This window comes from Flavobacterium sp. TMP13, from assembly GCF_050847115.1.
In the GTDB taxonomy this organism is placed as follows: domain Bacteria; phylum Bacteroidota; class Bacteroidia; order Flavobacteriales; family Flavobacteriaceae; genus Flavobacterium.
In genome coordinates, this window is the sequence record NZ_CP193656.1 from 3003300 (window position 1) to 3029396 (window position 26097).

27 protein-coding genes and 1 riboswitch are annotated in these 26097 nt (G+C 33.5%); of the genes, 18 read left to right on the plus strand and 9 right to left on the minus strand.

Translation table 11 applies throughout. The features are described 5' to 3' along the window. Positions 1 to 122: 122 nt before the first annotated feature. From lpxD to ACRASX_RS13030, 9 genes are all read left to right on the plus strand, one after another. Complete coding sequence (gene lpxD, locus ACRASX_RS12990) at positions 123 to 1166, plus strand: UDP-3-O-(3-hydroxymyristoyl)glucosamine N-acyltransferase (RefSeq protein WP_432221531.1); 1044 nt, start codon at positions 123 to 125, stop codon at positions 1164 to 1166. Beyond that, positions 1159 to 2547, plus strand: a complete 1389-nt coding sequence (locus ACRASX_RS12995) for a bifunctional UDP-3-O-[3-hydroxymyristoyl] N-acetylglucosamine deacetylase/3-hydroxyacyl-ACP dehydratase (RefSeq protein ID WP_066309601.1) — start codon at positions 1159 to 1161, stop codon at positions 2545 to 2547. Before lpxD ends, ACRASX_RS12995 begins: the two co-directional genes overlap by 8 nt. A gap of 71 nt (positions 2548 to 2618) precedes the next feature. Further along, a complete protein-coding gene (gene lpxA, locus ACRASX_RS13000) occupies positions 2619 to 3404 on the plus strand; it encodes an acyl-ACP--UDP-N-acetylglucosamine O-acyltransferase (protein ID WP_066309309.1) in 786 nt (261 codons plus the stop codon). A 104-nt stretch (positions 3405 to 3508) separates the two neighbouring features. Beyond that, positions 3509 to 4075: an elongation factor P gene (gene efp, locus ACRASX_RS13005; protein WP_432221532.1), complete on the plus strand. Its 567-nt coding sequence runs from the start codon at positions 3509 to 3511 to the stop codon at positions 4073 to 4075. A gap of 102 nt (positions 4076 to 4177) precedes the next feature. Further along, positions 4178 to 5107: a UDP-3-O-(3-hydroxymyristoyl)glucosamine N-acyltransferase gene (locus ACRASX_RS13010; protein ID WP_432221533.1), complete on the plus strand. Its 930-nt coding sequence runs from the start codon at positions 4178 to 4180 to the stop codon at positions 5105 to 5107. A 2-nt stretch (positions 5108 to 5109) separates the two neighbouring features. Further along, complete coding sequence (locus ACRASX_RS13015; protein WP_066309295.1) at positions 5110 to 5472, plus strand: nuclear transport factor 2 family protein; 363 nt, start codon at positions 5110 to 5112, stop codon at positions 5470 to 5472. An 87-nt stretch (positions 5473 to 5559) separates the two neighbouring features. Further along, on the plus strand, positions 5560 to 6432 hold the full coding sequence (sucD, locus tag ACRASX_RS13020; protein WP_066309294.1) for a succinate--CoA ligase subunit alpha: 873 nt from the start codon (positions 5560 to 5562) through the stop codon (positions 6430 to 6432). A gap of 68 nt (positions 6433 to 6500) precedes the next feature. Next, positions 6501 to 6929, plus strand: a complete 429-nt coding sequence (locus tag ACRASX_RS13025; RefSeq protein ID WP_066309598.1) for a hypothetical protein — start codon at positions 6501 to 6503, stop codon at positions 6927 to 6929. Positions 6930 to 7041: 112 nt separating this feature from the next. After that, positions 7042 to 7138: riboswitch (SAM-I-IV-variant riboswitch) on the plus strand. Positions 7139 to 7195: 57 nt separating this feature from the next. Continuing rightward, positions 7196 to 8512 carry a Na+/H+ antiporter NhaC family protein gene (locus tag ACRASX_RS13030; protein WP_432221534.1) on the plus strand — a complete coding sequence of 439 codons (1317 nt, stop codon included), beginning with the start codon at positions 7196 to 7198 and terminating at the stop codon, positions 8510 to 8512. 92 nt (positions 8513 to 8604) lie between these two features. On the opposite strand, the gene ACRASX_RS13035 is transcribed toward ACRASX_RS13030, so the two are convergent. After that, entirely contained in the window at positions 8605 to 9339 is a 735-nt protein-coding gene (locus ACRASX_RS13035; RefSeq protein WP_432221535.1) for a diphthine--ammonia ligase, read from the minus strand. Between the two features lie 93 nt (positions 9340 to 9432). Here ACRASX_RS13035 and ACRASX_RS13040 point away from each other — a divergent pair, with 93 nt between their 5' ends. Together ACRASX_RS13040 and ACRASX_RS13045 are read left to right on the plus strand one after the other, a co-directional pair. After that, positions 9433 to 11496: a M1 family metallopeptidase gene (locus ACRASX_RS13040; RefSeq protein ID WP_432221536.1), complete on the plus strand. Its 2064-nt coding sequence runs from the start codon at positions 9433 to 9435 to the stop codon at positions 11494 to 11496. A gap of 103 nt (positions 11497 to 11599) precedes the next feature. After that, a complete protein-coding gene (locus tag ACRASX_RS13045) occupies positions 11600 to 12505 on the plus strand; it encodes a patatin-like phospholipase family protein (RefSeq protein ID WP_432221537.1) in 906 nt (301 codons plus the stop codon). 59 nt (positions 12506 to 12564) lie between these two features. Here ACRASX_RS13045 and ACRASX_RS13050 read toward each other — a convergent pair whose 3' ends face one another. Beyond that, positions 12565 to 13086 (minus strand): hypothetical protein, encoded by a 522-nt coding sequence (locus tag ACRASX_RS13050; RefSeq protein ID WP_432221538.1) that lies wholly within the window; start codon positions 13084 to 13086, stop codon positions 12565 to 12567. A gap of 123 nt (positions 13087 to 13209) precedes the next feature. Here ACRASX_RS13050 and ACRASX_RS13055 point away from each other — a divergent pair, with 123 nt between their 5' ends. The 3 genes from ACRASX_RS13055 to ACRASX_RS13065 all read left to right on the plus strand — a co-directional run bounded on the left by ACRASX_RS13055 (position 13210) and on the right by ACRASX_RS13065 (position 17165). Further along, positions 13210 to 13977 carry a sulfite exporter TauE/SafE family protein gene (locus ACRASX_RS13055; protein ID WP_432221539.1) on the plus strand — a complete coding sequence of 256 codons (768 nt, stop codon included), beginning with the start codon at positions 13210 to 13212 and terminating at the stop codon, positions 13975 to 13977. A 91-nt stretch (positions 13978 to 14068) separates the two neighbouring features. Continuing rightward, entirely contained in the window at positions 14069 to 16402 is a 2334-nt protein-coding gene (locus ACRASX_RS13060; protein ID WP_432221540.1) for an ATP-dependent helicase, read from the plus strand. Positions 16403 to 16544: 142 nt separating this feature from the next. Then, positions 16545 to 17165, plus strand: a complete 621-nt coding sequence (locus tag ACRASX_RS13065; RefSeq protein WP_066309270.1) for an L-threonylcarbamoyladenylate synthase — start codon at positions 16545 to 16547, stop codon at positions 17163 to 17165. A gap of 105 nt (positions 17166 to 17270) precedes the next feature. Here ACRASX_RS13065 and ACRASX_RS13070 read toward each other — a convergent pair whose 3' ends face one another. From ACRASX_RS13070 to ACRASX_RS13080, 3 genes are read right to left on the minus strand one after another with little or no spacing between them, the layout of a single operon-like run. After that, positions 17271 to 18104 carry an OmpA/MotB family protein gene (locus tag ACRASX_RS13070; RefSeq protein WP_432221541.1) on the minus strand — a complete coding sequence of 278 codons (834 nt, stop codon included), beginning with the start codon at positions 18102 to 18104 and terminating at the stop codon, positions 17271 to 17273. A 38-nt stretch (positions 18105 to 18142) separates the two neighbouring features. Then, positions 18143 to 19162 carry a glycosyltransferase family 2 protein gene (locus tag ACRASX_RS13075; RefSeq protein ID WP_432221542.1) on the minus strand — a complete coding sequence of 340 codons (1020 nt, stop codon included), beginning with the start codon at positions 19160 to 19162 and terminating at the stop codon, positions 18143 to 18145. 17 nt (positions 19163 to 19179) lie between these two features. Next, positions 19180 to 19629: a type I restriction enzyme HsdR N-terminal domain-containing protein gene (locus tag ACRASX_RS13080; protein ID WP_066309262.1), complete on the minus strand. Its 450-nt coding sequence runs from the start codon at positions 19627 to 19629 to the stop codon at positions 19180 to 19182. 94 nt (positions 19630 to 19723) lie between these two features. Here ACRASX_RS13080 and holA point away from each other — a divergent pair, with 94 nt between their 5' ends. The 3 genes from holA to ettA are packed head-to-tail and all read left to right on the plus strand — an operon-like array spanning position 19724 to position 22687. Next, positions 19724 to 20728, plus strand: a complete 1005-nt coding sequence (gene holA, locus ACRASX_RS13085; protein WP_432221543.1) for a DNA polymerase III subunit delta — start codon at positions 19724 to 19726, stop codon at positions 20726 to 20728. A gap of 45 nt (positions 20729 to 20773) precedes the next feature. Beyond that, on the plus strand, positions 20774 to 20956 hold the full coding sequence (locus ACRASX_RS13090; protein ID WP_432221544.1) for a CAL67264 family membrane protein: 183 nt from the start codon (positions 20774 to 20776) through the stop codon (positions 20954 to 20956). Positions 20957 to 20992: 36 nt separating this feature from the next. Then, a complete protein-coding gene (ettA, locus tag ACRASX_RS13095) occupies positions 20993 to 22687 on the plus strand; it encodes an energy-dependent translational throttle protein EttA (protein ID WP_432221545.1) in 1695 nt (564 codons plus the stop codon). A gap of 252 nt (positions 22688 to 22939) precedes the next feature. Here ettA and ACRASX_RS13100 read toward each other — a convergent pair whose 3' ends face one another. Genes ACRASX_RS13100 through ACRASX_RS13110 form a run of 3 tightly spaced genes read right to left on the minus strand, consistent with a single transcriptional unit; the run spans position 22940 to position 24771 of the window. Further along, the gene (locus ACRASX_RS13100; RefSeq protein ID WP_066309255.1) at positions 22940 to 23422 is read right to left on the minus strand and encodes a hypothetical protein; all 483 of its coding nucleotides are present in this window, start codon (positions 23420 to 23422) and stop codon (positions 22940 to 22942) included. A gap of 4 nt (positions 23423 to 23426) precedes the next feature. Then, positions 23427 to 24098, minus strand: a complete 672-nt coding sequence (locus ACRASX_RS13105; RefSeq protein WP_066309253.1) for a peptidoglycan DD-metalloendopeptidase family protein — start codon at positions 24096 to 24098, stop codon at positions 23427 to 23429. A gap of 7 nt (positions 24099 to 24105) precedes the next feature. Beyond that, a complete protein-coding gene (locus ACRASX_RS13110) occupies positions 24106 to 24771 on the minus strand; it encodes a spermidine synthase (RefSeq protein WP_066309250.1) in 666 nt (221 codons plus the stop codon). 62 nt (positions 24772 to 24833) lie between these two features. Here ACRASX_RS13110 and ACRASX_RS13115 point away from each other — a divergent pair, with 62 nt between their 5' ends. Further along, the gene (locus ACRASX_RS13115) at positions 24834 to 25385 is read left to right on the plus strand and encodes a 1-acyl-sn-glycerol-3-phosphate acyltransferase (RefSeq protein ID WP_432221546.1); all 552 of its coding nucleotides are present in this window, start codon (positions 24834 to 24836) and stop codon (positions 25383 to 25385) included. 85 nt (positions 25386 to 25470) lie between these two features. Here ACRASX_RS13115 and ACRASX_RS13120 read toward each other — a convergent pair whose 3' ends face one another. Continuing rightward, positions 25471 to 25941, minus strand: coding sequence for a helix-turn-helix transcriptional regulator (locus ACRASX_RS13120; RefSeq protein ID WP_432221547.1), 471 nt, complete (start codon positions 25939 to 25941; stop codon positions 25471 to 25473). Between the last annotated feature and the right edge of the window lie 156 nt (positions 25942 to 26097).

Here is a 26097-nt window from a genome sequence, read left to right on the forward strand (position 1 = left end):
AAACCTATTTTTTATATTTTTGCCGGAATACAAATGCGCCATGACATTATTTTTGAATAGAAGTAGAGCACTAATACAAGAGTTCCATCTTATTCCTAAATTAAAAATGTAATCAGATTAAGATGAAATTTACAGCAGAACAAATAGCAGGAATTTTAGAAGGTCAAGTTGTCGGCAACCCAAATGTCGAAGTCAGCCGCCTGTCTAAAATTGAAGAAGGAACAGATGGTTCTCTCACTTTTTTAGCAAATCCTAAATACAACAACTTTATATACACAACAAAAGCATCGGTTACCATTGTAAATGAGTCCTTTAATCCAGAATCGGAAGTTAGCACTACTTTAATAAAGGTCGAAGATGCCTACGCGTCTTTTTCTAAATTATTAGAATTTTACAATCAAGTAAAATTAAATAAAAACGGGATAGAAGCAAGCACTCACATTTCAGACAGTACAAAATATGGAGAAAACTTGTATTTAGGAAGCTTTAGTTACATTGGAGATAATGTCGTTTTAGGGAGTAATGTGAAAATTTATCCAAACAGTTTTATCGGCGATAATGTCGTTATTGGTGATAATGTTTATATTTTTGCGGGGTCCAAAATTTATTCGGAAACCGTAATTGGAAACAATTGTACTATTCATTCCGGAACAATAATAGGAGCAGATGGTTTTGGTTTTGCCCCAACCGAAGAAGGCACTTATAATAAAGTACCGCAAATTGGAAATGTTATAATCGAAGATAATGTCGATATTGGCGCCAATACAACGATAGACAGAGCGACTTTAGGATCTACCATTATTAGAAAAGGAGTAAAATTAGACAATCAAATTCAGATTGCGCATAATGTCGAGATTGGTGAAAATACCGTAATTGCAGCGCAAACAGGAGTAGCAGGATCTACCAAAATTGGTAAAAATTGCATGATTGGCGGACAAGTGGGTATTGCAGGTCATTTGGTTATTGGGAACAACGTACGAGTACAAGCCCAATCTGGAATTGGAAGAAATATAAAAGACGATGAAGTTTTACAAGGTAGTCCTACATTTGGATATACTGATTTTAGTAAATCGTATGTTCATTTTAAAAATTTACCCAAAATTGTTGCCGAGTTAGAAGATTTAAAGAAACAAATATTAAACCAAAAAAATGGAAATAATGGTTAAACAGAAGACCATCAAAAATGAAATTTCACTAACTGGTGTAGGATTACATACTGGAAAAGAAGTTACAATGACTTTTAAACCAGCTCCAATTAATAATGGATTTACTTTTGTAAGAGTTGATCTTGAAGGGCAACCTATTATTGAGGCAGATGCTAACTATGTAGTAAATACCCAAAGAGGAACTAATTTAGAAAAATTAGGAGTTAAAATTCAAACTTCAGAGCACGTTTTAGCTGCCTTTGTTGGCTGTGATGTTGATAATGTTATTATCGAACTAAACGCTCCTGAACCGCCAATAATGGACGGGTCTTCAAAATTTTTCGTAGAGGCAATTGAAAAAGCAGGTGTTGAAGAACAAAATGCCGAACGAAAAGTATATGTTGTAAAAGAAGTTATTTCGTTTACAGATGAAGCTTCGGGTAGTGAGATTTTAGTAATGCCGTCAGATGATTACCAAGTTACGGCTATGGTCGATTTTGGCACAAAAGTTTTAGGAACTCAAAACGCAACTTTAAAGAATATTTCTGATTTTAAAAAGGAAATTTCAAATTCTAGAACGTTTAGTTTTCTTCACGAATTAGAGTCATTACTAGAAAATGGATTAATTAAAGGAGGCGATTTAAATAATGCTATTGTGTATGTCGACAAAGAAATTTCGGAGACAACAATGGCGAATTTAAAGAAAGCCTTTGGTAAAGAAGAGATTTCAGTTAAACCAAATGGTATTTTAGACAACCTAACGTTACATTATCCTAACGAAGCGGCACGTCATAAATTATTAGATGTAATAGGAGATTTAGCTCTAATTGGTATTCGTATTCAAGGAAAAGTTATTGCTAACAAACCCGGACATTTTGTAAATACACAATTTGCAAAGAAAATGGCAAAAATCATTAAAATTGAACAGAGAAATCAAGTTCCAGTTTATGATTTGAATCAAGAGCCATTGATGGATATTCATCAAATTATGGCAATGCTGCCACACAGACCTCCATTTTTATTTATCGATAGAATTATAGAAATGTCTGATAGTCATGTAGTTGGTTTGAAAAATGTAACGATGAACGAGAATTTCTTCGTAGGACATTTTCCTGAAGCACCCGTAATGCCTGGAGTTATAATTGTGGAAGCAATGGCGCAAACAGGAGGAATCTTGGTTCTAAGCACCGTTCCAGATCCAGAAAATTACCTAACCTATTTCATGAAAATCGACAATGTAAAATTTAAACAAAAAGTTTTACCTGGAGATACGTTAATTTTCAAATGTGATTTAATCACGCCGATACGCAGAGGTATTTGCCACATGCAAGCCAATGCTTATGCTAACGGTCGATTAGTTGCCCAAGCAGAATTGATGGCGCAAATTGCTAGAAAACCGTAAATAAAAAATCAAGTTTTTAAGAGGTAATTCTTTTAGAAACTTTTTTAAAATATAAATATAAAAAAACACAGATGAATCAACCGTTAGCTTATGTTCATCCTGGCGCTAAAATCGCTAAAAATGTTGTTATTGAACCTTTTACTACCATTCATAATAATGTTATAATTGGTGAAGGAACGTGGATTGGTTCCAACGTGACAATTATGGAAGGAGCTCGTATTGGTAAAAATTGTAATATTTTTCCAGGAGCGGTGATTTCAGCAGTTCCTCAAGATTTAAAATTTGGAGGTGAAGATTCACTGGCAATAATTGGGGACAATTGTACTATTAGAGAATGTGTTACCATTAACAGAGGAACTATTGCTTCTGGTCAGACATTATTAGGTAATAACTGTTTGGTTATGGCTTACGCACACATTGCGCACGATTGTGAAATTGGAAACAATGCGATTATAGTAAATGGAGTTGCTTTGGCAGGTCACGTAATTATTGGTAATTACGCCGTAATTGGTGGTTTGGCTGCAATTCATCAGTTTATTCATGTTGGAGATCATGCCATGGTTTCTGGAGGTTCTTTGGTTCGTAAAGACGTTCCGCCTTACACTAAGGCCGCAAAAGAGCCGTTATCTTATGTAGGAATTAATTCCGTTGGTTTAAGAAGAAGAGGTTTTAGCACCGATAAAATAAGAGAAATTCAAGATATTTATAGAATCTTATATCAAAAAAATTACAATACAACTCAAGCTTTAAGTATTATTGAAGCAGAGATGGAAGCAACTCCAGAGCGCGATGAAATTTTAGATTTTATTCGAAAATCATCAAGAGGAATCATGAAAGGATACTCAGGAAATTATTAAAGGAAAAAACGCTATTGGCTTTTGGCAAGTTGCCTTTAGCCTAAAAAAATAATCAAACATCAATCGCTATCAGCCACAAGTTGCTAGCCAAAAGTAAATTATATATGGCATCTACATCAGATATTAGAAACGGACTTTGTATTAAATACAATCACGACATTTATAAAATCATTGAATTTTTACACGTAAAACCAGGAAAAGGACCTGCCTTTGTAAGAACTAAATTAAAAAGTTTAACATCAGGTAAGGTTTTAGATAACACTTTTTCAGCAGGACATAAAATTGAAGATGTTCGTGTAGAAACGCATACTTATCAGTTTTTATATGCAGAAGGAGATGATTTTCATTTTATGAATACCGAATCATTTGAACAAATTACGTTGCAAAAAAACATTTTGGATAACCCAGATTTGTTAAAAGAAGGAACAAACGTAATGGTTCAAGTAAATACTGAAACTGATTTACCGTTATCGGTTGATATGCCAGCTTCTATTATTTTAGAAGTAATGTATGCAGAACCAGGTATTAAAGGAAACACAGCTACAAACGCAACTAAATCAGCTACGGTTGAAACAGGTGCAACTGTAAATGTTCCGTTGTTTATAAATGAAGGTGATAAAATTAAGATTGACACTGCTTCAGGAAATTACATGGAGCGCGTAAAAGAATAAATAAACTATAAAATGAGAATTTGTCTGAATAGAAACTAGTTTGTTTTTTTACTAGATTACACTCTCATTTTTTTGATTATCTCATGGTCCGAATTATAAAATATGAAATTTCAAAGAGAATATTCTTTACAAGAAATTGCAGACTTGTTAAATTGTGAGTTTGTTGGTAGTGCAAATTTTAAAGTTTTAGGAATGAACGAAATACATGTAGTCGAAAGTGGCGATATTGTATTTGTAGATCATCCAAAGTACTATGATAAAGCATTGCAATCTGCCGCTACAATTGTTTTAATAAATAAAAAAGTAGACTGTCCTGATGGAAAAGCACTTTTAATTTCAGACGATCCTTTTCGAGATTTTAACATACTGACGCGTCATTTTCGACCCTTTCAATTTGCCAATGTAGCAATTGCCACATCTGCAAAAATTGGAGAAGGAACGGTTATTCAACCAAATTCTTTTATCGGAAATAATGTTGTTATTGGTACAAATTGCTTGATTCATTCCAATGTTTCTATTTATGACAACACTGTAATTGGTAATAATGTCATCATACATGCCGGAAGTGTTTTAGGAGCTGACGCTTTTTATTATAAGAAAAGAGAGGCAGGTTTTGATCAGTTGTTTTCGGGTGGAAGGGTAGTAATTGAAGATAATGTTGGTATTGGTGCGCTTTGTACAATTGACAAAGGAGTCACTGGAGATACTACAATAAAAGAAGGAACAAAATTAGACAATCAAGTGCATGTTGGTCATGATTCGGTCATTGGAAGAAAATGTCTGATCGCTTCTCAAACAGGTATTGCAGGTTGTGTAATTATTGAAGATGAAGTAACTATTTGGGGACAAGTAGGTACGACAAGCGGAATTACAATAGGAACCAAAGCGGTGATTATGGGGCAAACGGGTGTAACCAAATCAGTGGAAGGCGGAAAATCTTATTTTGGAACTCCAATAGAAGAATCAAGAGAAAAATTGAAGCAGTTGGCTTATATCAAAAAGATTCCCGAAATTTTAAATAAATTGAAGTAACTATGTCTACTAAAGAACTTGTTGAGAAATTTTATAAATCGGATGCCCTAATTGATAGCGAAGTTTTAAAAGACTTTTTGCATCCAGAAATTGCTTTTGAATGGCAAAGCAGTAATGGTTTGATTCAGATGAATTACGATTCTATGTTGGAGTATGCAAAAGGTCTAAGTAAAGCTTATGTGAGGTCTAAAGTTCGCGTAAGTCACATTATTTCTGATGGCGATACCGTAGCAATACGTCATGCGCACTATGTAAAAACGATTGAAAACCCGAGAGAAGAAATATTATTGGCGCATTTTATGGTAATGTGGCAAATCAAAGACAATAAATTGTATCGTGGATATCAAATGAGTCAATTATCTTAGCAATTTTATCAAGAAAAAGAGCTTAAAATTTACATAAAAAGCGTTACTTTTGCATCAGAATTTATAAAATCACATAAAAAATATATCATGAGTGTTTTAGTTAATAAAGATTCCAAAATAATTGTTCAAGGATTTACAGGTAGCGAAGGTACTTTCCACGCTTCACAAATGATTGAATACGGTACAAATGTTGTAGGTGGTGTAACTCCAGGAAAAGGTGGAACAACTCATTTAGAGCGTCCGGTATTTAACACTGTTAAAGACGCTGTAGAACAAGTAGGTGCTGATACTTCAATTATTTTTGTACCGCCAGCTTTTGCTGCTGATGCAATTATGGAAGCTGCAGATGCTGGAATTAAAGTTATCATTGCAATTACAGAAGGAATTCCAGTTGCAGATATGATTCACGCTAATAAATATGTTAAAGAACGAAATGCAAGATTAATTGGGCCTAACTGTCCAGGTGTTATTACTCCAGGAGAAGCTAAAGTTGGTATTATGCCAGGTTTTGTTTTCAAAAAAGGAACAGTTGGTATCGTTTCTAAATCAGGAACTTTAACGTACGAGGCTGCTGACCAAGTAGTAAAGCAAGGTTTAGGAATTACAACTGCAATCGGTATTGGTGGAGATCCAATTATTGGAACAACTACAAAAGAAGCAGTTGAATTATTAATGAACGATCCAGAAACGGAATGTATCGTTATGATCGGTGAAATTGGTGGTCAATTAGAAGCTGATGCTGCTAAATGGATTAAAGCTGATGGTAACCGCAAGCCAGTTGTTGGTTTTATTGCAGGAGTTACTGCTCCAGCTGGTAGAACAATGGGTCATGCAGGTGCAATTGTTGGAGGTTCTGACGATACAGCTGAAGCTAAAAAAGAAATCATGAGACAATGTGGAATACACGTTGTTGATTCTCCTGCTGAGATTGGTAAAAAAGTAAAAGAAGTTTTAGGTTAATCTAAAATTTAAAAATAAATTCCAAAATGCCTCACGAATTTGTGAGGCATTTTTTTAATTAAAGGATGATGTATAAAGAGTTAGAAAAATTTGATCAAACTAATAGTTTTAGTTTTTCAATAGAAGATAGTTTAGAAGCGGTGTGTAATGCACCAGAATCTGGTTCAGGTGTTTTTGTTGTTTATGAAATAGATGGCGAAAACAAAGAGTTAATCATGGTGGGTTCTACTGGAACTGTTCAGAATGACGGAACTTTAAAAATTAAAAATGGTGGTTTGCATGATAAAATCGTAAACGGACATCAATTTGCAAAAACAGGACGTAAATATTCTTGGCCAGCACAAATGAAAATTGAAAACATTTCGCTTCTAGAAGTAGTTTGGTATGAAACATTTAATGAAACTGTAAAAGCAATTCCAACAGCAGTGGAAGGGCAAATTTTGCAAGATTTCTTAGATGAAAAAGGAACTTTACCAAGATGGAATGTAGCTTTTTAATACATTTTATCAAATAATAAATGAAAGCTTTACTTCGGTAAGGCTTTTTCTGCAAATAGTAGTAGTGAATGGACAATCGTTGACTGTTCTTCAAAATATATAGTATATTTGCAGCCGTTATCACGAATCTCGCAATGAGATAGCAACCTGCAGCAACAAGCAAGGTGCTAAAACGATAAGCCAAATCCTTTGGAAAAAATGTTGTTATCACAGCCCTTTTCAGATTTATTTGTCGTTTAAATCGTTTTATATTTAAAATTAAACTTATGACAAATCAATTACGAACAAAAGGGAATCCTTGGGCTTTACTACCTTTATTATTATTTATTTTTACATTTCTTGGAGCTGGAATTTTTTTGGAAGATTTTTATGCTTTGCCTTCACCAGTGGCAGTTTTAGTCGGAATTGTTGCTGCTTTTTTATTATTGCAACAAAATACTGAGCAAAAAATAACGACTTTAATTGCGGGTTGTGGCGAAAGTAAAATCATAACGATGTGCATTATATATTTACTTGCTGGTGCTTTTGCGGTAGTGAGTAAAGCTACGGGTGGAGTCGATGCGGTGGTAAATTTGGGAATCAGTACTATTGATGTAGCGTATTTTCCTTTAGGCATTTTTTTAATCGCAGCCTTTTTATCTACGGCAACTGGAACTTCGGTAGGCGCTATTGTAGCTATTGGCCCAATTGCAGTTACTTTGGCAGAAACAAGTGGTGCTTCGTTGCCGCTTATTGCGGGTGCGTTATTAGGTGGTTCTATGTTGGGCGATAATTTGTCTATGATTTCAGATACAACTATTGCAGCGACACAATCGCTAGGTTGTAAATTAAAAGATAAGTTTAAAATCAACTTATTTATTGCGTTTCCAGCAGCTATAATCACCTTACTTGTTTTTTTTTATTTGGGGTTGAATTCGGAAATTAAAGCAGTTAATATTGCACAACAATCATTTGAATTGTGGGTGATTCTACCTTATCTAGTTGTGATTGCTTTAGCTCTTTTGGGAGTAAATGTGTTTTCAACTTTACTTTTGGGAACAGTGTTAGCCGGAATAATAGGATTTTTAGGAAGTCATTTTACAGTATTAGAATTTGCACAAAAAATATACGAGGGTTTTACTAGCATGACAGACATCTTTTTATTGTCGATGTTAACGGGTGGCCTAGCTGCCATGGTTGATAAAGCAGGTGGAATTGATTACGTATTGTACCATATAAAAAAAGCAATCAAAAGCAAAAAATCTGCTCAAATGGGAGTTGGTACTTTGGTGGGTTTTGCTAATTTGGCGATTGCAAACAATACAGTATCTATTGTAATCACAGGCGGAATTGCAAAAGAAATCAATGATGAATATGGATTGGATGCTAGAAAAACTGCTACGATTTTGGATATTTTCTCTTGTATAATTCAGGGAATTTTGCCGTATGGTGCACAAGTATTATTGATTTTGAGTTTCGCGAACGGCAAATTAAATTTCTTTGATTTACTAGAAAATGCGTGGTATCATTTATTTCTTTTTATTTTCACCATTATCGCAATTTATAGCTCATTTTGGGATAGATGGATTCAAAAATGGATTTAATTTTTTTGGCGTTATAAATTATTTCACGTTTTTCATTTCTAGGAATGAGAGATTTATGCACTTAACTCAAAAGAGATTGAAACAGGTAACAACTACTGTTCAATCAAATCACAATACCAAAATCCATAATCAAAGACGGTATCGTCTTTTGTGTCGCAGACTTCTTCTGAAGAATCTGTTTTTGGTTTTTCATATTTTCGGTATACAATCTCTCCAATTTCAAAAGAAACTGGTTTTGCGAAAATTGGACCATCAAAAGTAAACGTATGAAACTCGCCATTTTCGCCACAAACATCTACGTTTTCAGGTAAATCATCTATAAATTGTTGATCAATTACTCGACCGACAAAACTTTTATTTAGAAATTTTTCGTTGACGCAAACGACAATGGTTTTAAATCCGAGTTGAATAAAATCTTGAATTAATTGCTCGGTCGGAATCTTCCACAAAGGAAAAACGGCTTCAAAACCAACTAAGTGCAATTGATCTTCACGATATTTTCGCAAATCTTCTAAAAAAATATCACCAAAAATAGAATGTGTAACTCCCTTGTCTTTTAGTTTTAAGAGGGTTTTTGTTAATACCTCTTCGTAAACTTCCATAGACGGCATTTCTGGAATACTCATTATTTCAAGAGGTAAACCAATACTTTCTGCTTGTTTTTGTACTAATTCTACACGAATCCCGTGCATAGATACGCGTTGAAACTGTTCACTAATACTTGTAAGCAGGCATTGTACTTCAAATTTATCGTCTTGCATTATTTTGTACAAAGCAAACGCCGAATCTTTTCCGCTACTCCAATTAAAAAGGGCTTTTTTCTTCAATTTTATTGATTTTTAAAATGTAAACTTACAAATTAACTTCGGTTCTTGTCCTAATTCATGTAACTTTGGAACTCTAGTTTTTATTTTTTTGAAATGAAATATATCCTGCTATTTTTTACTTTTTTTAGCTTTGCGCAACAAACTCAATTTGTAGATTTTAAGACTGTAGATGCGAGATTGACGATTAATTCTGATCAAAAAATGATTTCAGGAACAGTAGAATATATTTTTGATGTTCTAAAACCGGTGGATACTGTTAAAATTGATGCGCAGCAAATGATTTTTTCTCAGGTTAAACTAAATGGAAACTTAGTCCGATTTGATGTTAATGAGAAGCAGCTGCTGCTAATAGCTCCCTTTCAGAAAGGTAAAAATAGTATTGAGTTTTATTACCAAGCACATCCTAAAAAAGCATTGTATTTTGTCGGAAGTAAAGCAGCAAATAACTTGCAAATTTGGACGCAGGGACAAGGAAAATATACTAGCAATTGGTTTCCAAGTTTTGATGATGTAAACGAAAAATTGACCTTTAATTTGGCTATTTCTTTCGATAACAAGTACGACGTTATTTCGAATGGAGTTTTAAAAAGTAAAAGGACTTCAAAAGATCAAATAGTTTGGGAATACCAAATGAAAGAACCAATGAGCTCTTATTTATTGATGGTAGCTATTGGAAATTTTGAAAAAAAGCAATTAGTTTCTAAAAATAAGATTTCTTTAGAATATTATATTGAACCAAAAGATGCCTCTAAGATTGAACCAACCTATCGGAACTCTAAACTAATTTTTGATTTTTTAGAAAAAGAGATTGGAGTAAAGTATCCATGGGAAATCTACAGGCAAGTTCCCGTCCGTGAGTTTTTATATGCCGGTATGGAAAACACTACCGCTACTTTATTTTCGACGAGCTATGTGGTTGATAGCATTGGAGTCGTAGATAGACCCTATTCTAACGTGAATGCACATGAATTAGCGCATCAATGGTTTGGTAATATGATTACCGCTACCGAAAGCAAACAGCATTGGTTACAAGAAGGTTTTGCAACCTATTTTGCTTTGTTGGCCGAAAAAGAGATATACGGTGCAGATTACTTTTACTTTAAACTATACGAAACGGCGCAGCAATTAAAATTTGCTTCGCGAACAGATTCTATTCCGGTATTGAATGCTAAAGCAAGTTCCCTTACTTTTTACGAAAAAGGAGCGTGGGCTTTGTTTGTAATACATCAAGAATTAGGAGATAAGAAATTTAAAAAAGTAATAAAAAATTATCTCAAAAAACATGCATTTCAGAGCGTAACAACAACTGATTTTTTTAATGAAATCAAGAAAGTTTCTACTTTTGATACGACAAAATTTAGTAAAGTATGGCTTGAATCAGTAGCTTTTGATACTCACAAAGCCAATGAGTTACTTATAAAAAATATAAATATTAAAAAGTTGCTTGAAGTTGAAAAAATGAGGAGTAAACAACTTTTAGAAAAAGAAGTTCTATTTTCGAAACTGCTACAATCAGACGTGTTCTTTAAGCTAAAAGAGTATATCGTGAATCAATTAAAAAATGAAAAATACGAAGCTAAAAAGCAACTATTAAAGGAAGCTTTGCGTACCAATAATGTTTATGTCAGACAAGTAGTTGCAGCCAGTTTACCGATAATTTCTGAAGATTTTCGACTGGAATATGAGACGCTGTTGAATGACAAATCCTATCAAACACAAGAAATTGCATTATTGTATTTATGGCTAAATTTTCCTAATGAAAGACATCGTTATTTAGATCAATCAAAAACCTGGATTGGTTTTAATGATTTTAATTTGAGAACAATGTGGTTGTCTCTCGCTTTATCAACCGAAGATTTTAGTGAAGATTCTTCTGCATTGATTACGGAATTAATTGAATACTCATCCACCAATTATGAAGCTACTACACGACAAAATGCTTTAGAAAAACTTATTGCTTTCGAAATAATTACTGACGAAGTTTTAATAAACTTAGTGAATGCAACCACTCATCACATGTGGCAATTTTCGAAATTCGGTAGAGAGTCTATTCGAAAATTACTAAAAAATAAAGACAAGCGTGTTTCATTTGAACGAATTTTAACTAATTTGAACCCCGAAGAACAGTTTCAATTGGAGCGCCTATTAAAGGAATGATTAGTAAGGTTCGAGCATTCAGTCATAGTTAATGAATTCGTAATTTTTTAGTATTAATTATAAGTAGAACTCAATCTTGATTCAAAAAAAATAAAATTTATATATGAAGGCATTGGTTATATCTGGCGGTGGTAGTAAAGGTGCTTTTGCAGGCGGTGTTGCACAATATTTAATTCAAGAAAAAAAACACCAATACGATTTGTTTCTAGGTACATCAACGGGAAGTTTATTATTGCCGCATTTGGCTTTGGGTGAAATTTCTAAAATTCAATCTATTTATACCAATGTCAATGCTAAAACCATTTTTAATATTAGTCCATTTATAGTAAAAATTAAAAATAACATTCCCATTGTAACCATCAACCACTTTAATGTATTACGCCAGTTTATCAAAGGGAAACGGACTTTTGGCGAAAGTCATCGTCTTTTTTCATACATACAATCCAATTTTACTATTTCTGAATTTAACACTTTAAAAGCGGCGAAAACGGATGTTGTAATTACTGTGACAAACCTCACAAAGAACGAACCCGAATACAAATCGATCAAGAATTGCAATTATCAAGAATTTTGTGAATGGATATGGATTTCGAGTAACTATATTCCGTTCATGAGTTTGGTGACCAAAGACAAGTGTGAATATGGTGACGGTGGTTTTTCGAGTTTGGTTCCTATTCGGGAAGCCATTAATCGCGGTGCAACTGAAATTGATGTTGTGATTTTAGAAACAGAGGTGAATACAAGCAAAGCCGTTATTGGTAAGAACCCGTTTTCGCTAATGATTGATATGTTTAGAATAGCTTTAGATCAAGTAGAACGTCATGACATTACCATTGGTAAATTAATGGCGAATAACAGAAATGTAAAACTAAATCTATATTACACGCCTACAAAATTGACAGATAATGCACTTATTTTTAATAAAATTGAAATGAAAAAGTGGTGGGACGATGGATTTGAATACGCTCAAAATAAAAGCGAGTTGATGAGTGATCACAGACAAGTTTAGTAAGTAATCAAAGATTTCCAATGTAATTATTTGAAATTATATTGGAAATCTTATTGAAATTATAAAATCTCTGCAACTTCATTTTTAATATATGCTAATGCAGCGTTACTGGGAGACTGTTTTTCTAGTAAATCATTCAAAATAACTTCTCTTAATTTAGCAGCAGAATCAACTTGGCTACTCATAGCAGTTTTACGAATTATTTGAATTGTTGCATTCTTTGCTGTTGCGATAATGGTCCAACACTCGTCGGTCATATAAATTTGCTGAGTCAGATTGTGTTCAAATTCTTGCTCAATATGATCAATAATGTAATTTTCGTAATCATTTTTATTGGGAGAAATTGGCCCAACTCGAATTAATAGTTTATTTAAATTAATGCGCTCCAAAAATAAAGTCATGCGTTCGTACGCTTGCAAACGAATAGGTAATCCTTGATCTTTGGTCTTATCCAATAGCAACATTCGACTTTTTTTATTTTCATTTTTAACTTGCAATTGAAAAAACGAATAGGCCACAACGCCAGTAACAATAGCAGGGATGGTATAACTTAGAAGCTCAATAATTTTTGGAATGTCCATTGAATGTAAATTTTCAACAAAAATATACTTTTTAATGCGAATGAAGCAAAGATTATTGCATTGTACTCCATGATAAATTACTTTTGTGAGGTAATCGACTTGTGATTTCTTAAATTATTTGCAATGGAAACCTACGTTATTGTTTTACTTTGTTTAGTTGCGTTTGCCGCTGGTTTTATCGATGCAATTGTAGGCGGCGGCGGATTAATTCAAACCCCAATGGGATTAATATTATTGCCAACTCTAGCAGTTTCTACAGTTGTTGGAACGCTTAAAATACCTGCGTTTTCTGGAACTTCCTTTGCTGCTTATCAATATCTCAAAAAAGTAGATATGAATTGGCGTTTACTTTTTATAATGATGGCTTTGGCAATACCATCTGCTTTTTTAGGGTCTACCTTATTGACTTATGTAAGCAATTCATTTATGAAACCTTTACTTTTGGTTGTTTTGTCCATTTTGGCGGTCTATACGTATGCCAAAAAAAATTTTGGTCAGCACATAGCGAAAACACATTCGGCAAAAGAACAAATGGTATATGCAATTGTAATTAGTGTAGTAGTTGGCTTTTACGATGGTTTTATAGGTCCAGGAACAGGCAGTTTTTTTGTCGTAGCTTTTATTGCGTTATTGGGATTTGATTTTTTACATGCTTCGGCAAATGCAAAAATGGTCAATTTAGCCACTAATTTTGGATCGATTGTTTTGTTTACGCTCAAAGGAAAAATTATCTGGAGTATTGCTTTACCAATGGCTGCTTGCAATGCTTTAGGCGGTTGGCTAGGTGCAAAGTTGGCAATTAATAAAGGAAATAGTTTTATTAGAGTGTTCTTTTTGGTAGTAGTTATAGGCACACTTTTACGATTTGCCTATGATGTTTTTTACGCCTAGACACTACTATTCTTTTAAAAAGCAGCCTCTTTTTTAGTTTCATTTAAAATCAAGTTTTTAATTCTTATTTTTGCATAAATAGAAATTTTTCATGCAAAAATATATAGATCAACTTAACGAAGCACAACGCGAACCTGTTTTACAAAAAGACGGACCAATGATTATTATTGCGGGTGCCGGTTCAGGGAAAACAAGGGTTTTAACCATTCGTATTGCGTATTTAATGAGTTTGGGAGTAGATGCTTTTAGTATCTTATCGCTCACATTTACCAATAAAGCAGCTCGCGAAATGAAGCAGCGTATTTCGAGTATTGTGGGTGCAGCCGAAGCTAAAAACCTTTGGATGGGTACTTTTCACTCTGTTTTTGCTAGAATTTTGCGTTCTGAAGCCGATTTGTTAGGTTATCCTTCCAATTTTACTATTTACGATTCACAAGATTCTGCGCGCTTACTTTCTTCTATAATTAAAGAAATGCAGTTGGATCGAGATGTGTATAAGCCCAAACAAGTTTTGAGCAAAATTTCGAGTTATAAAAACAGTTTAATTACCGTTAAAGCTTATTTTAATAATCCAGAGTTGCAGGAAGCTGATGCCATGGCGAAAAAGCCACGAATGGGTGAAATTTACCAGGAATACGTAAATCGTTGTTTTAAAGCAGGTGCAATGGATTTTGACGATTTACTTTTAAAAACAAATGAATTACTGAATTTGTTTCCTGAAGTTCTGGCCAAATATCAAAATCGTTTTCGCTATATTTTGGTCGATGAGTACCAAGATACCAATCACTCTCAATATTTAATTGTTAGAGCCTTATCGGACAAATTTCAAAACATTTGCGTGGTAGGAGACGATGCGCAAAGTATTTATGCATTTCGTGGGGCAAACATTAATAATATTTTAAACTTTCAGAAAGATTATGAAGGTGTAAAAATGTTTCGATTAGAGCAAAATTATCGTTCAACAAAAAATATCGTTGAAGCAGCTAATACAATCATAGAAAAGAATAAAACCAAACTGGATAAAATTGTTTGGACGGCCAATGATTTTGGACCCAAAATTAAAGTGCACCGCAGTTTGACCGATGCCGAAGAAGGTCGTTTTGTGGCAAGTACCATTTTCGAACAAAAAATGCAAAATCAACTGCCTAATGGTGCTTTTGCGATTTTATACCGAACCAATGCACAATCTCGCGCGATGGAAGATGCGCTGCGCAAACGCGATATTCCGTACCGAATTTATGGTGGTTTGTCTTTTTATCAAAGAAAAGAAATCAAAGATGTTTTGTGCTATTTGCGTTTGGTGATTAACCCAAAAGATGAAGAAGCATTAATTCGTGTTATTAATTATCCCGCTCGTGGAATTGGAGATACAACTGTCGAAAAGTTAACAATTGCCGCCAATCATTACAAAAGATCGATTTGGGAAGTAATGCAGAATATTGATAAAATCGATTTAAAATTAAATTCTGGTACCAAAAATAAATTGAATGATTTTGTAACGATGATTCAGAGTTTTCAGGTAATTAACGAAAATCAAGATGCTTTTTATATCACGGATCATGTTGCTAAAAAAACAGGATTAGTTCAAGAATTAAAAAAAGATGCCACGCCTGAAGGAATGGCAAAAGTCCAAAATATAGAAGAATTACTAAACGGTATTAAAGATTTTACCGAAGGTCAAAAGGAAATTGATGGTGCGCGTGGTGCGTTGGCCGAATTTATGGAAGATGTAGCCTTAGCAACCGATTTAGACAAAGATACTTCAGATGAAGATCGAGTGGCGCTGATGACCATTCACTTGGCAAAAGGATTAGAATTTCCGCAGGTTTTTGTGGTGGGAATGGAAGAAGATTTGTTCCCGAGTGCAATGAGCATGAGCACCCGAAGCGAATTAGAAGAAGAGCGTCGCTTGTTTTACGTTGCTTTGACCAGAGCCGAACATCAGGCCTATTTAACGTATGCGCAATCGCGTTACCGCTGGGGAAAATTGACAGACAGTGAACCTTCGCGTTTTATTGAAGAGATTGACGGACAATATTTAGAATATTTAACCCCTTCTGAAAGTAATTATCGCTTTAAACCAATGATCGATAAAGATATTTTTGGTGATGTTGACAAGTCAAAATTTAGATTGATGAAACCTGTTGGAGGCACTCCACCAAAAACGTTTTCCGATAGTGATCCTAAATCAGAAATTAATATTCGCAAATTGAAACCAGTTTCAAGTGGTGCAGCTTCGGCGAACCCCAATTTATTTGACAGTAAATTACTTTCTGGAAATATAGTGATGCACGAACGATTTGGAAAAGGTGAAATTATAAATATTGAAGGAGTGGGAGCAGACAAGAAAGCAGAAATTAAATTTGAAGTAGGAGGAATTAAAAAGCTTCTGCTGCGTTTTGCAAAATTAGATGTAATTGGCTAACAAATAGCTATGTAAAATCATATAAAGTTTCCAATCTTCCAATTATTTTAACAATTGTTGCAATATTCTCTTAAACATGTAAACAGTTTGGATTGAAAAGAGTAACTTTAGTTTAATATTTAATACGTTATATAAAAATACAATGGCAGAATTTATAAAAATATACCCAGACAAACCCAGTGAAGCTGCAATTGAAAAAGTAGTGAAGGTTTTAAAAAACGGAGGTTTGGTAATTTACCCTACAGATACCGTTTACGGTTTGGGTTGTGATATTACAAACTCACGAGCTTTAGAAAAAATTGCTAGAATAAAGGGAGTAAAACTTGATAAGGCTAAGTTTTCATTTATTTGTCACGATTTAAGTAATCTCTCAGATTATGTAAGACAAATTGATACGTCTACTTTTAAAATTCTTAAAAGAGCGTTGCCTGGGCCTTACACGTTTATTTTGCCAGGAAATAATAATTTGCCGAAAGAGTTTAAAAAGAAGACAACCGTTGGTATTCGTGTGCCCGATAACGCAATTGTGTTACAAATCGTAAAATTGTTAGGTAATCCAATTGTTTCCACTTCTATTCGTGATGAAGACGATGTAATCGAATATACCACTGATCCAGAATTAATATTTGAAAAATGGCAAAGTATAGTAGATTTGGTAATCGATGGTGGGTATGGAGATAACGTGGCTTCGACAATTATCGATTTATCAGAAAATGAGCCTGTTATTATAAGGGAAGGTAAAGGGAGTATCGATATCTTATAAAAAAATTAAATCTAATTGATTTGAGTCAACAATTAAAATAATAAGCATAAAAAAAGCAGGTCAATTGACCTGCTTTTTTTCTATAATCCTATAAAAAATAATCTTTTATTTTGATTGGTTTTTCATTTCTTTTTCAATCATTTCGTAGAATTGATCAATTTTAGGCATCACAACAATACGAGTTCTTCTGTTACGCGCTTTATTTTCTGCAGAATCGTTAGCTACTAAAGGAACGTATGAACTTCTTCCTGCAGCAATTAATTTCGCTGGATTAACTCCCAATTCATTCGTTAAAACTCTAACAATAGAGGTAGAACGTTTAACACTTAAATCCCAGTTGTCTAACAAAATTCCATTACTTCTAAAAGGTACGTCATCAGTATGACCTTCAACCATACATTCAAAATCAGGTTTGTCGTTAACTACTTTTGCTACTTTTGCTAAAACAGATTTTGCTTTATCAGTAACTTCATATTTACCACTTTTAAATAATAATTTATCAGCGATTGAGATGAAAACTACTCCTTTTTCAACATTAATTTCAATATCTGGATCATTGATACCTACTACACTTTTCAAACTAGTTACTAAAGCCAATGTAACACTGTCTTTTTTAGTTAACGCGTCTTGAAGTCTAGTGATTCTTAAATCTTTTTCTTTTAAACTTTCTAAAGATTTTTCAAGATTTTGAGCTCCTTTCGAGGTTAACATTGTTAAATCTTTTGAGCTGCTGATTAAATCTTTATTTTGATCTTTCAAACTAGCTGCTGTTGCAGCATACGCTGCTCTCTCTTCTAGACAAGTATTTAATTTTACAGTAGCACTGTTTAATAAATCTTGAGTTTCTTTGTTTTTAGATTCTAAATCCGTGTACTTCTTTTTAGAAACACATGAACTCAAAACCATAAGTACCGATAGAGCTGTTATTACTTTTTTCATAAATTTTTCAAATTTTTAATTAAACATAGATTACAAAGTTAGTTTTTAAAATAGGTATTACTGTTAAAGATATCTTTAAATGTGACCATTTTTTTAAAATAATAGAGAAAAACAATGCTCTTTACGGCAAAATAGTCTCTGTTTTGAGGTTGTTCGCGTTTTGTATAATACAAGCCAAAATTACCAAACAACGAGTAATGCGCTCTTACAATTGCCCAAATGTGTTTGAATTTTCCTTGAGTTAAAAAGCGAATTCCTGCTATTCCATCTAAAACCAAACGAGCAAAAAGAATGCCATAAAAGTGTTTCTTTGGCAAGTTTTTAACTAACATGTATAAAGAATTCCTAAAGTTTAAAAACGTTTTATGTGGATTGCCTTGTTGCAACGTTGCGCCACCAACATGGTAAACTATTGACTTTGAATTGTATTTTATGGTATATCCACGATTCTTAATTCTCCAGCACAAATCAATTTCTTCTTGATGGGCAAAAAAAGTGGCATCAAAACCGCCTAATTCACGGTACACATTTTTTCTTATAAAAAAACATGCACCCGATGCCCAAAAAATTTCAGTAGAATCATTGTACTGGCTCTCATCTTTTTCTATAGTTTCAAAAATGCGACCACGACAAAATGGATAACCGTATTTATCAATGAAACCTCCCGCAGCCCCTGCATATTCAAAATAACCCCTATTCTTAAAATCTAAAATCTTAGGCTGAATGGCAGCTGTGTTTGGCGCTCTTTCAAATGTTTTTAAAATAGGTATTAACCAATTTTCGGTTACTTCAATGTCAGAGTTTACCAAAGCGTAAAACTCTTCTTCAACACTTTGTAGTGCGTCGTTATAGCCTTTAGCATAGCCATAATTTCCTGTATTTCGAATAATTTTGACCGACGGAAAACTATCTTTCACGAACGTGATTGAATCATCTGTCGATGCATTATCTGCCACATAAATAGTCGCTTCTGGCGAAAACTGAATTATCGAAGGCAAAAATTGCTCTAATAATTTTTTACCATTCCAATTTAAAATGACAACTGCTATTGCTTTCAATTTTGATTTTTTTAAAATTACTGTGGACTGTAAGTTGGAATCTCTTTTAAAAAATGATACTTCTCATTTTCAAAATCCATTTGACAAAAATAGTGACTCAAACCGTTTGTCACGGTCAAAAATCGAGAATTTAACGTCATATTATATTGTGCAATTTGGTCAAAAGTGGCTTGAGAAATCGTGATTTCAGGTGCTTTACATTCAACCAAAATACAAATCGAACCGTCTGAGTTGTAGACAACAATATCATATCTTTTACGCAAACCGTTGACAAATAACACTTTTTCGACATTGATTAATGACTTTGGGTATTTTTTTTCAAGAATCAAAAACTGAATCATGTGCTGTCGAACCCATTCTTCAGGAGTTAAAATGATAAACTTTTTCCTGATTTCATCAAAAATCGCCAATTTATTTTCGCTATTTTTGAATCGAAATGGATACGAAGGAAAATTAAGTGGTTGCATGCCGCAAAATTAATTAAATTGTTTAAAGTTTAAGGTTAAATCAAGTGTATTATACTTTCGTTTTAATTTTAGAATTTAAGCTTGAATAAATAAGATGGACGAAGTTTTAAAAATTGTTAACGATATAAAGGCAGGAAATATAAAGCCTATTTATTTTTTAATGGGCGAGGAGTCCTATTATATAGATAAATTGGCAGAATATATTGAAAAAAATATTTTATCTGAAGAAGAAAAAGGCTTTAATCAAACTGTTTTATACGGAAGAGATGTTTCGATTGAAGATATAATTTCAACTGCAAAACGATATCCAATGATGGCAGAACGCCAAGTGGTCATTGTAAAAGAAGCACAAGAATTATCACGAACTATTGACAAGTTAGAATCCTACGCCGCTAAACCAATGGAAACTACTGTTTTAGTGATTTGTTACAAATATAAAACCTTAGACAAACGTAAAAAAGTAACCAAAGAGCTTTCTAAAAATGGACTAGTTTATGAAAGTAAAAAACTCTATGAAAATCAAGTCGGAGAGTGGATCAAAAGAGTTTTAGCAGGTAAAAAATATAATATAGAACCTAAGGCGAATGCGATGTTAGTCGAATTTTTAGGTACTAATTTAAGTAAGATAAATAATGAGTTAGAAAAACTCCAGATTATTTTGCCGCAAGGAACCATGATCACTCCACATCATATCGAAGAAAATATTGGTTTTAGTAAAGATTACAATGTTTTTGAACTTCGAAAAGCAATTGGAGAACGCAATCAACTTAAAGCGTATAAAATTGCAGATAACTTTGCTCAAAATCCAAAGGAATATCCTCTGGTCATGACTACAGCATTAATTTTTGGTTTCTTTATTCAATTGCTAAAATACCACGGACTGAAAGATAAAAATCCAAAAACCGTGGCAGCTGCAATTGGAGTAAATCCTTATTTTTTGAAAGAATATGATGTGGCGCTCAAAAATTATCCTATGAAAAAAGTGAGCCAAGTCATTGCTGCACTTCGAGACATTGACGTAAAAAGCAAAGGGGTCGGTGCGAATGCTTTGCCGCAATCTGATTTACTAAAAGAAATGCTCTGGAAAATATTTAATTAAGCGGTTAAAATTACCGACCTTTGCAGTTAAATAATTTTTGAATATATGGGAATGAATAAAAACACCATTTTAGGATGGGCAACTTTTATAATGATCTGTATGGGTTTTCTGTTAATTGGACTTGGAGTTTTTAAATACCGTGAAGTCTCAGGCTGGGGATTCGCAGCGGTGGGTGTTGGTTTTTTAGCTAATGCTTGGGTTTTTAATGCCTTAAAAGGTAGAGTTTAAAGTAAAATAGTAAGTAAATAATTTAATTTATAACGAATGTCAGACGATAAAAAAGTAATTTTCTCAATGCAAAAATTGAGTAAAACCTATCAAGGTGCAGATAAACCTGTTCTTAAAAATATTTATTTGAGTTTCTTTTACGGAGCGAAAATTGGTATTCTTGGTTTAAATGGTTCTGGTAAATCTTCTCTTTTAAAGATTATTGCAGGAGTTGATAAAAATTATCAGGGAGATGTAGTTTTTCAACCTGGATATACTGTTGGTTATTTAGAGCAAGAACCGCAATTGGATGAAACCAAAACGGTTCTTGAAATCGTGCAAGAAGGTGTGGCAGAAACCATGGCAGTTCTAGACGAATACAATAAAATAAACGACTTATTTGGTCTTCCAGAAAATTACGAAGACGCAGATAAAATGGATAAATTGATGGATCGTCAAGCGGCATTGCAAGATAAGATTGATGCATTGGGCGCTTGGGAAATCGATACGAAACTAGAAATTGCGATGGATGCTTTGCGTACTCCAGAAGGCGATACACCGATCAAAAATCTTTCGGGTGGTGAGCGCCGTCGTGTAGCTTTATGTCGTTTGTTGTTGCAACAACCTGATGTTTTGCTTTTAGATGAGCCTACCAACCACTTGGATGCAGAAAGCGTACTTTGGTTGGAGCAGCACTTGGCACAATATGCAGGAACTGTAATTGCGGTAACACACGACAGGTATTTCTTGGACAACGTAGCAGGTTGGATTTTAGAGCTGGATAGAGGAGAAGGGATTCCTTGGAAAGGAAATTACTCTTCTTGGTTGGATCAAAAATCGAGTCGCATGGCTTTGGAAGAAAAAGTAGCTTCTAAACGTCGTAAAAACTTAGAAAGAGAGTTGGACTGGGTGCGTCAAGGAGCCAAAGGACGCCAAACCAAACAAAAAGCACGTTTACAGAATTACGATAAATTGCTAAACGAAGATCAAAAACAATTGGATGAGAAATTAGAAATCTACATTCCAAATGGACCGCGTTTAGGAACAAATGTTATTGAAGCAAAAAATGTAGCCAAAGCTTTTGGAGACAAATTATTATACGACAACTTAAATTTCACACTTCCTCAAGCCGGAATTGTTGGTATTATTGGACCTAATGGTGCTGGTAAATCAACTATTTTCAGAATGATTATGGGCGAGCAAGAAACCGATAGCGGAGAATTCTCTGTGGGTGAAACGGTAAAAATCGCTTATGTCGATCAGTCGCACTCGAATATTGATCCTGAAAAATCAATTTGGGAAAATTTTGCCGACGGACAAGAATTAATAATGATGGGCGGACGTCAAGTCAATTCTCGTGCTTATTTGAGTCGTTTTAACTTTGGTGGTGGCGAGCAAAATAAAAAAGTATCGACTCTATCTGGTGGAGAACGCAACCGTTTGCACTTGGCTATGACGTTGAAAGAGGAAGGAAACGTACTGTTATTAGATGAGCCGACCAACGACTTGGACGTCAATACCTTGCGTGCTTTAGAAGAAGGTTTGGATAGTTTTGCCGGTTGTGCGGTTGTAATTTCGCATGACAGATGGTTCTTAGACCGTATTTGTACGCACATTTTAGCATTCGAAGGCGATTCAGAAGTATATTTCTTCGAAGGAAGTTTCTCTGAATATGAAGAAAGCAAAAAGAAACGTTTGGGCGGTGATTTAACACCAAAACGTTTGAAATATAGAAAATTAATTAGAGGATAATCTTCTAATAAATAGTAAAACAAAAGCCTCAAGTTAATTTTTAACTTGAGGCTTTTGTTTTTTTAGGAGCTATTCCTGCCATCCGCTGTATCTTTTATGCCGAACCCCTGCAAAAAACGATGGCGCTGCTGTCAGGGCTAGAATTTATATTTTTAAAATCAAATAATTTTGGAAACTAGTTGAATTTATTTCGTCTTTTATTTCGTATAAATTAGCCAAATTAGTGTATGAATTTTAATAAAAAAACAATTTTTATTTATTTAATTTACTTTCAAAAGAATTATCCCAATCTAAAGACTTAATCCCCGAAACTAAATTATTTTCATTTACAGTTACGCGCAATTCTTTATTAGCAACTTTTTTAGTGTATAAAGCACGAAAACGATATACGGTTTCTCCGTTAATTTTGTAAACACCATCAAGTTTTAAATCGATAAAAGTACCGTACCATTGTCTAAATTTACTACAGGTTTTAGAGATGCGCTCAATAGTGGTGTTGTCCATTACTTCTTTTGTAACTTCAGTCGCGTCAAAAGCTTTAAATTTTGAAGTATTACAAGTCAACAAAACGCGACTTCCTAAATCATAGGCTTTATTTTGTTGATTTCTATTGATCTCTGCTGCTGGAATAGCAACAATTTTAGCTACTTCTGGAGCTGCGGGTTCGTTTACTTTTTTTGACTTACAACCTACAAATAATGTAACTGCTAAAAGTATAAATACAATTTTCTTCATGTTTTTAAATGTTTAAAATTAAATTGGGATTTGGACAGTTTTCCATGTAGAAATCTAAATCTTGTTTGCTACAAACGCCAGGATAATCTCCCCAATAGTTTTCGATAGTGTTAATAATTTGAAAATGTAAATGGGGTGCGTAATTCCCATTTACGTCCTTGTTTCCTAATGTTGCCAAGGGTTCGCCCTTTTTAAAAAGCTTGCCAACTTTAAGATCTGCTATGCTTTCTAGCGATAAATGACCGTACAAAGTATAAAATTGAAGATTTTCTATTTGATGTTCTAAAATAATTGTCGGTCCGTAATCACCCAAACCAATATTGTTTTTAAAACTGTGTACTGTTCCTTCAATCGGAGCATTAATCACACTTCCTGCTTTAATCCATAAATCTAAGCCAATGTGCATGTTGCGCTCTGAACTGTTTGAATCATTAAAAATTGAGCTGCGCTTGTATAATTTTCGTTCTTCCAAATAGCCGCCATACGCAACTTTAGCATTGTTGCTTTCCAAAAAATCTTCAACATACGCTTCGAATTCTTCCGCAGCTTCTAATTTATTTTCGGTCAATTCAGTATTAGAGACCGATAAATTAATCTTAGCATATTTGTTATAATCAATAGCGTTTATTATCGGGGCAGGCTCGAAGGAATTGAAAAGCATTTCAAAATTTTTCATATTAGCATTAATTATTTTTCTGAATCAAAATAAGTTCGTTGTGTACTTCGACTCGCTTTAAAGCTTGTACCGAAAATAGAACTTTATCTATTTCTCTAATAAATTTTTTATTTCGATCGGAATGAATTGGTTCAAGCAACATCGTGTTAAATAAAATAAATCCATTGTTTTTTAACATGGTAACAACTCTTTTGCTAAAATAATTTTCGAATAAAAAATTAGGCATCTTCGTATCCTCAAAAATATCAATAATAATCAAATCAAACAAAGTATTCGTTTTTAAAACGTATTCAAAAGCATCATCAATTACTATTTCCAGATTGGGTACTGCTTTCAAATTAAAATAAGTGTTCGCAATGGCAATGATTTCAGGATCGATTTCAACCCCAGTTATTTTTCCTTTGAACTGAATTTCATCGGCTAAAGTTTTAATGACACTTCCGCCAGCAACGCCAAGGACTAATATGCGATCCATTTCACGTATTTTGCTAAAACCAATTTTTAGTAGGCCATAACGCAAAATACGCTGCAAACTTCCGTACGAATAATTGGTGTTTTTGGTATCCAATACCATTTCGCCATTCGCCCAAGTAATCTCAATTGTTTTACTTCTTTGCGATTTCGTCTTATAGATGTTGATCGGTATTAAATAACTCAAAAATTTCACAATCATTTACGGTCGTTTTACTCAAATTTACCAATTTTATTATTTATTTTGCCAGTTAAATCAAAATAATGAAGAAACAATTATACAAGTGGATCTTTTTCAGACTGATGGGATGGAAGATAGTGGGAAGTATAAATGCTGACCTGAAAAAATGCGTCATGATGGTATTGCCGCACACAAGTAATCATGATTTTTACTTGGGAGTCTTTACTCGAGGTATTACTGAATTAGAAATGAACTGGGTTGGTAAAAAAGAGCTGTTTCGCTTTCCAATTAATTATTATTTTAAATGGCTTGGCGGAGCTCCTTTAGATCGATCTGGTGGTTTGAACAAAGTAGAGGCTATTGCTAAAATATTTGAAGAGAAAAAAGTGTTTCGATTGGCAGTTGCTCCCGAAGGAACTCGTAAAAAAGTTAAAGAGATAAAAAGCGGTTTTTATTATATAGCACTAAAAGCCGATGTACCCATAGTTCCTGTTGCATTTGATTGGGGTAAAAAAGAAGTTAATTTAGGAAAGTCACTAAAGCCTACAGGAAATTACGAACAAGACTTAGCAATTTTAAAAATGCATTTTAAGGGAGTTTTAGGTAAGATTCCCGAAAATGGACTTCAACTCTAAAAATTCAGTCTCACTTTTAAATTGACGATGAGCACGTAAAACAGAAAATAAGTTTAAATTTTTGAAATACGCAATAAAATAACTTTTATGAATTATAAATCTTGAAAGTTCCATTCTTATAAAAGAATACAATTTTATCAACTTCACCATTATTATTAAAATTTTGAAGTTGCTTGCTAGTATCTGAAGTCTCGATTTTTTTATTTTCAACTGGAGAAGATTCCATTTTTGAAAATAAATCTTCGGGACTATTTTTTTTTTCAAAAACAGTTTCTGTTACTATTTTACTTTCAAGAGGAGCAACTGTTTTTTGTTCCATTTTTCTATCACCTTTAGGAAAAGTACCTTCACCATTTAATATCCAATATAAATCTACTTCGGGGAAAACCTCTGAAATTTTGAGGACAAAATCTAAACTAGGTTTATTTCGACCCGAGAGCAGATGAGATAAACTGGATCGCTGTACACCAATTTTATCAGCAAATGAGGAGGCATTTAGATTGTAATAATCTAGTATTTTTTCGAGCCTTTTAATGAATTCTTCGATGTTTACCATTGTAAATTTATTTTCAAATACACTTGTTTACAAATGTAATAAAACATATTGATTTATCCTATTTTACAGTTGTAAATTGTAAAGAAAGCGCAATTAACTATGAACTTAAGCTTGATATAAAATGCATTAAATAACTGATAAACAATAATATAACTA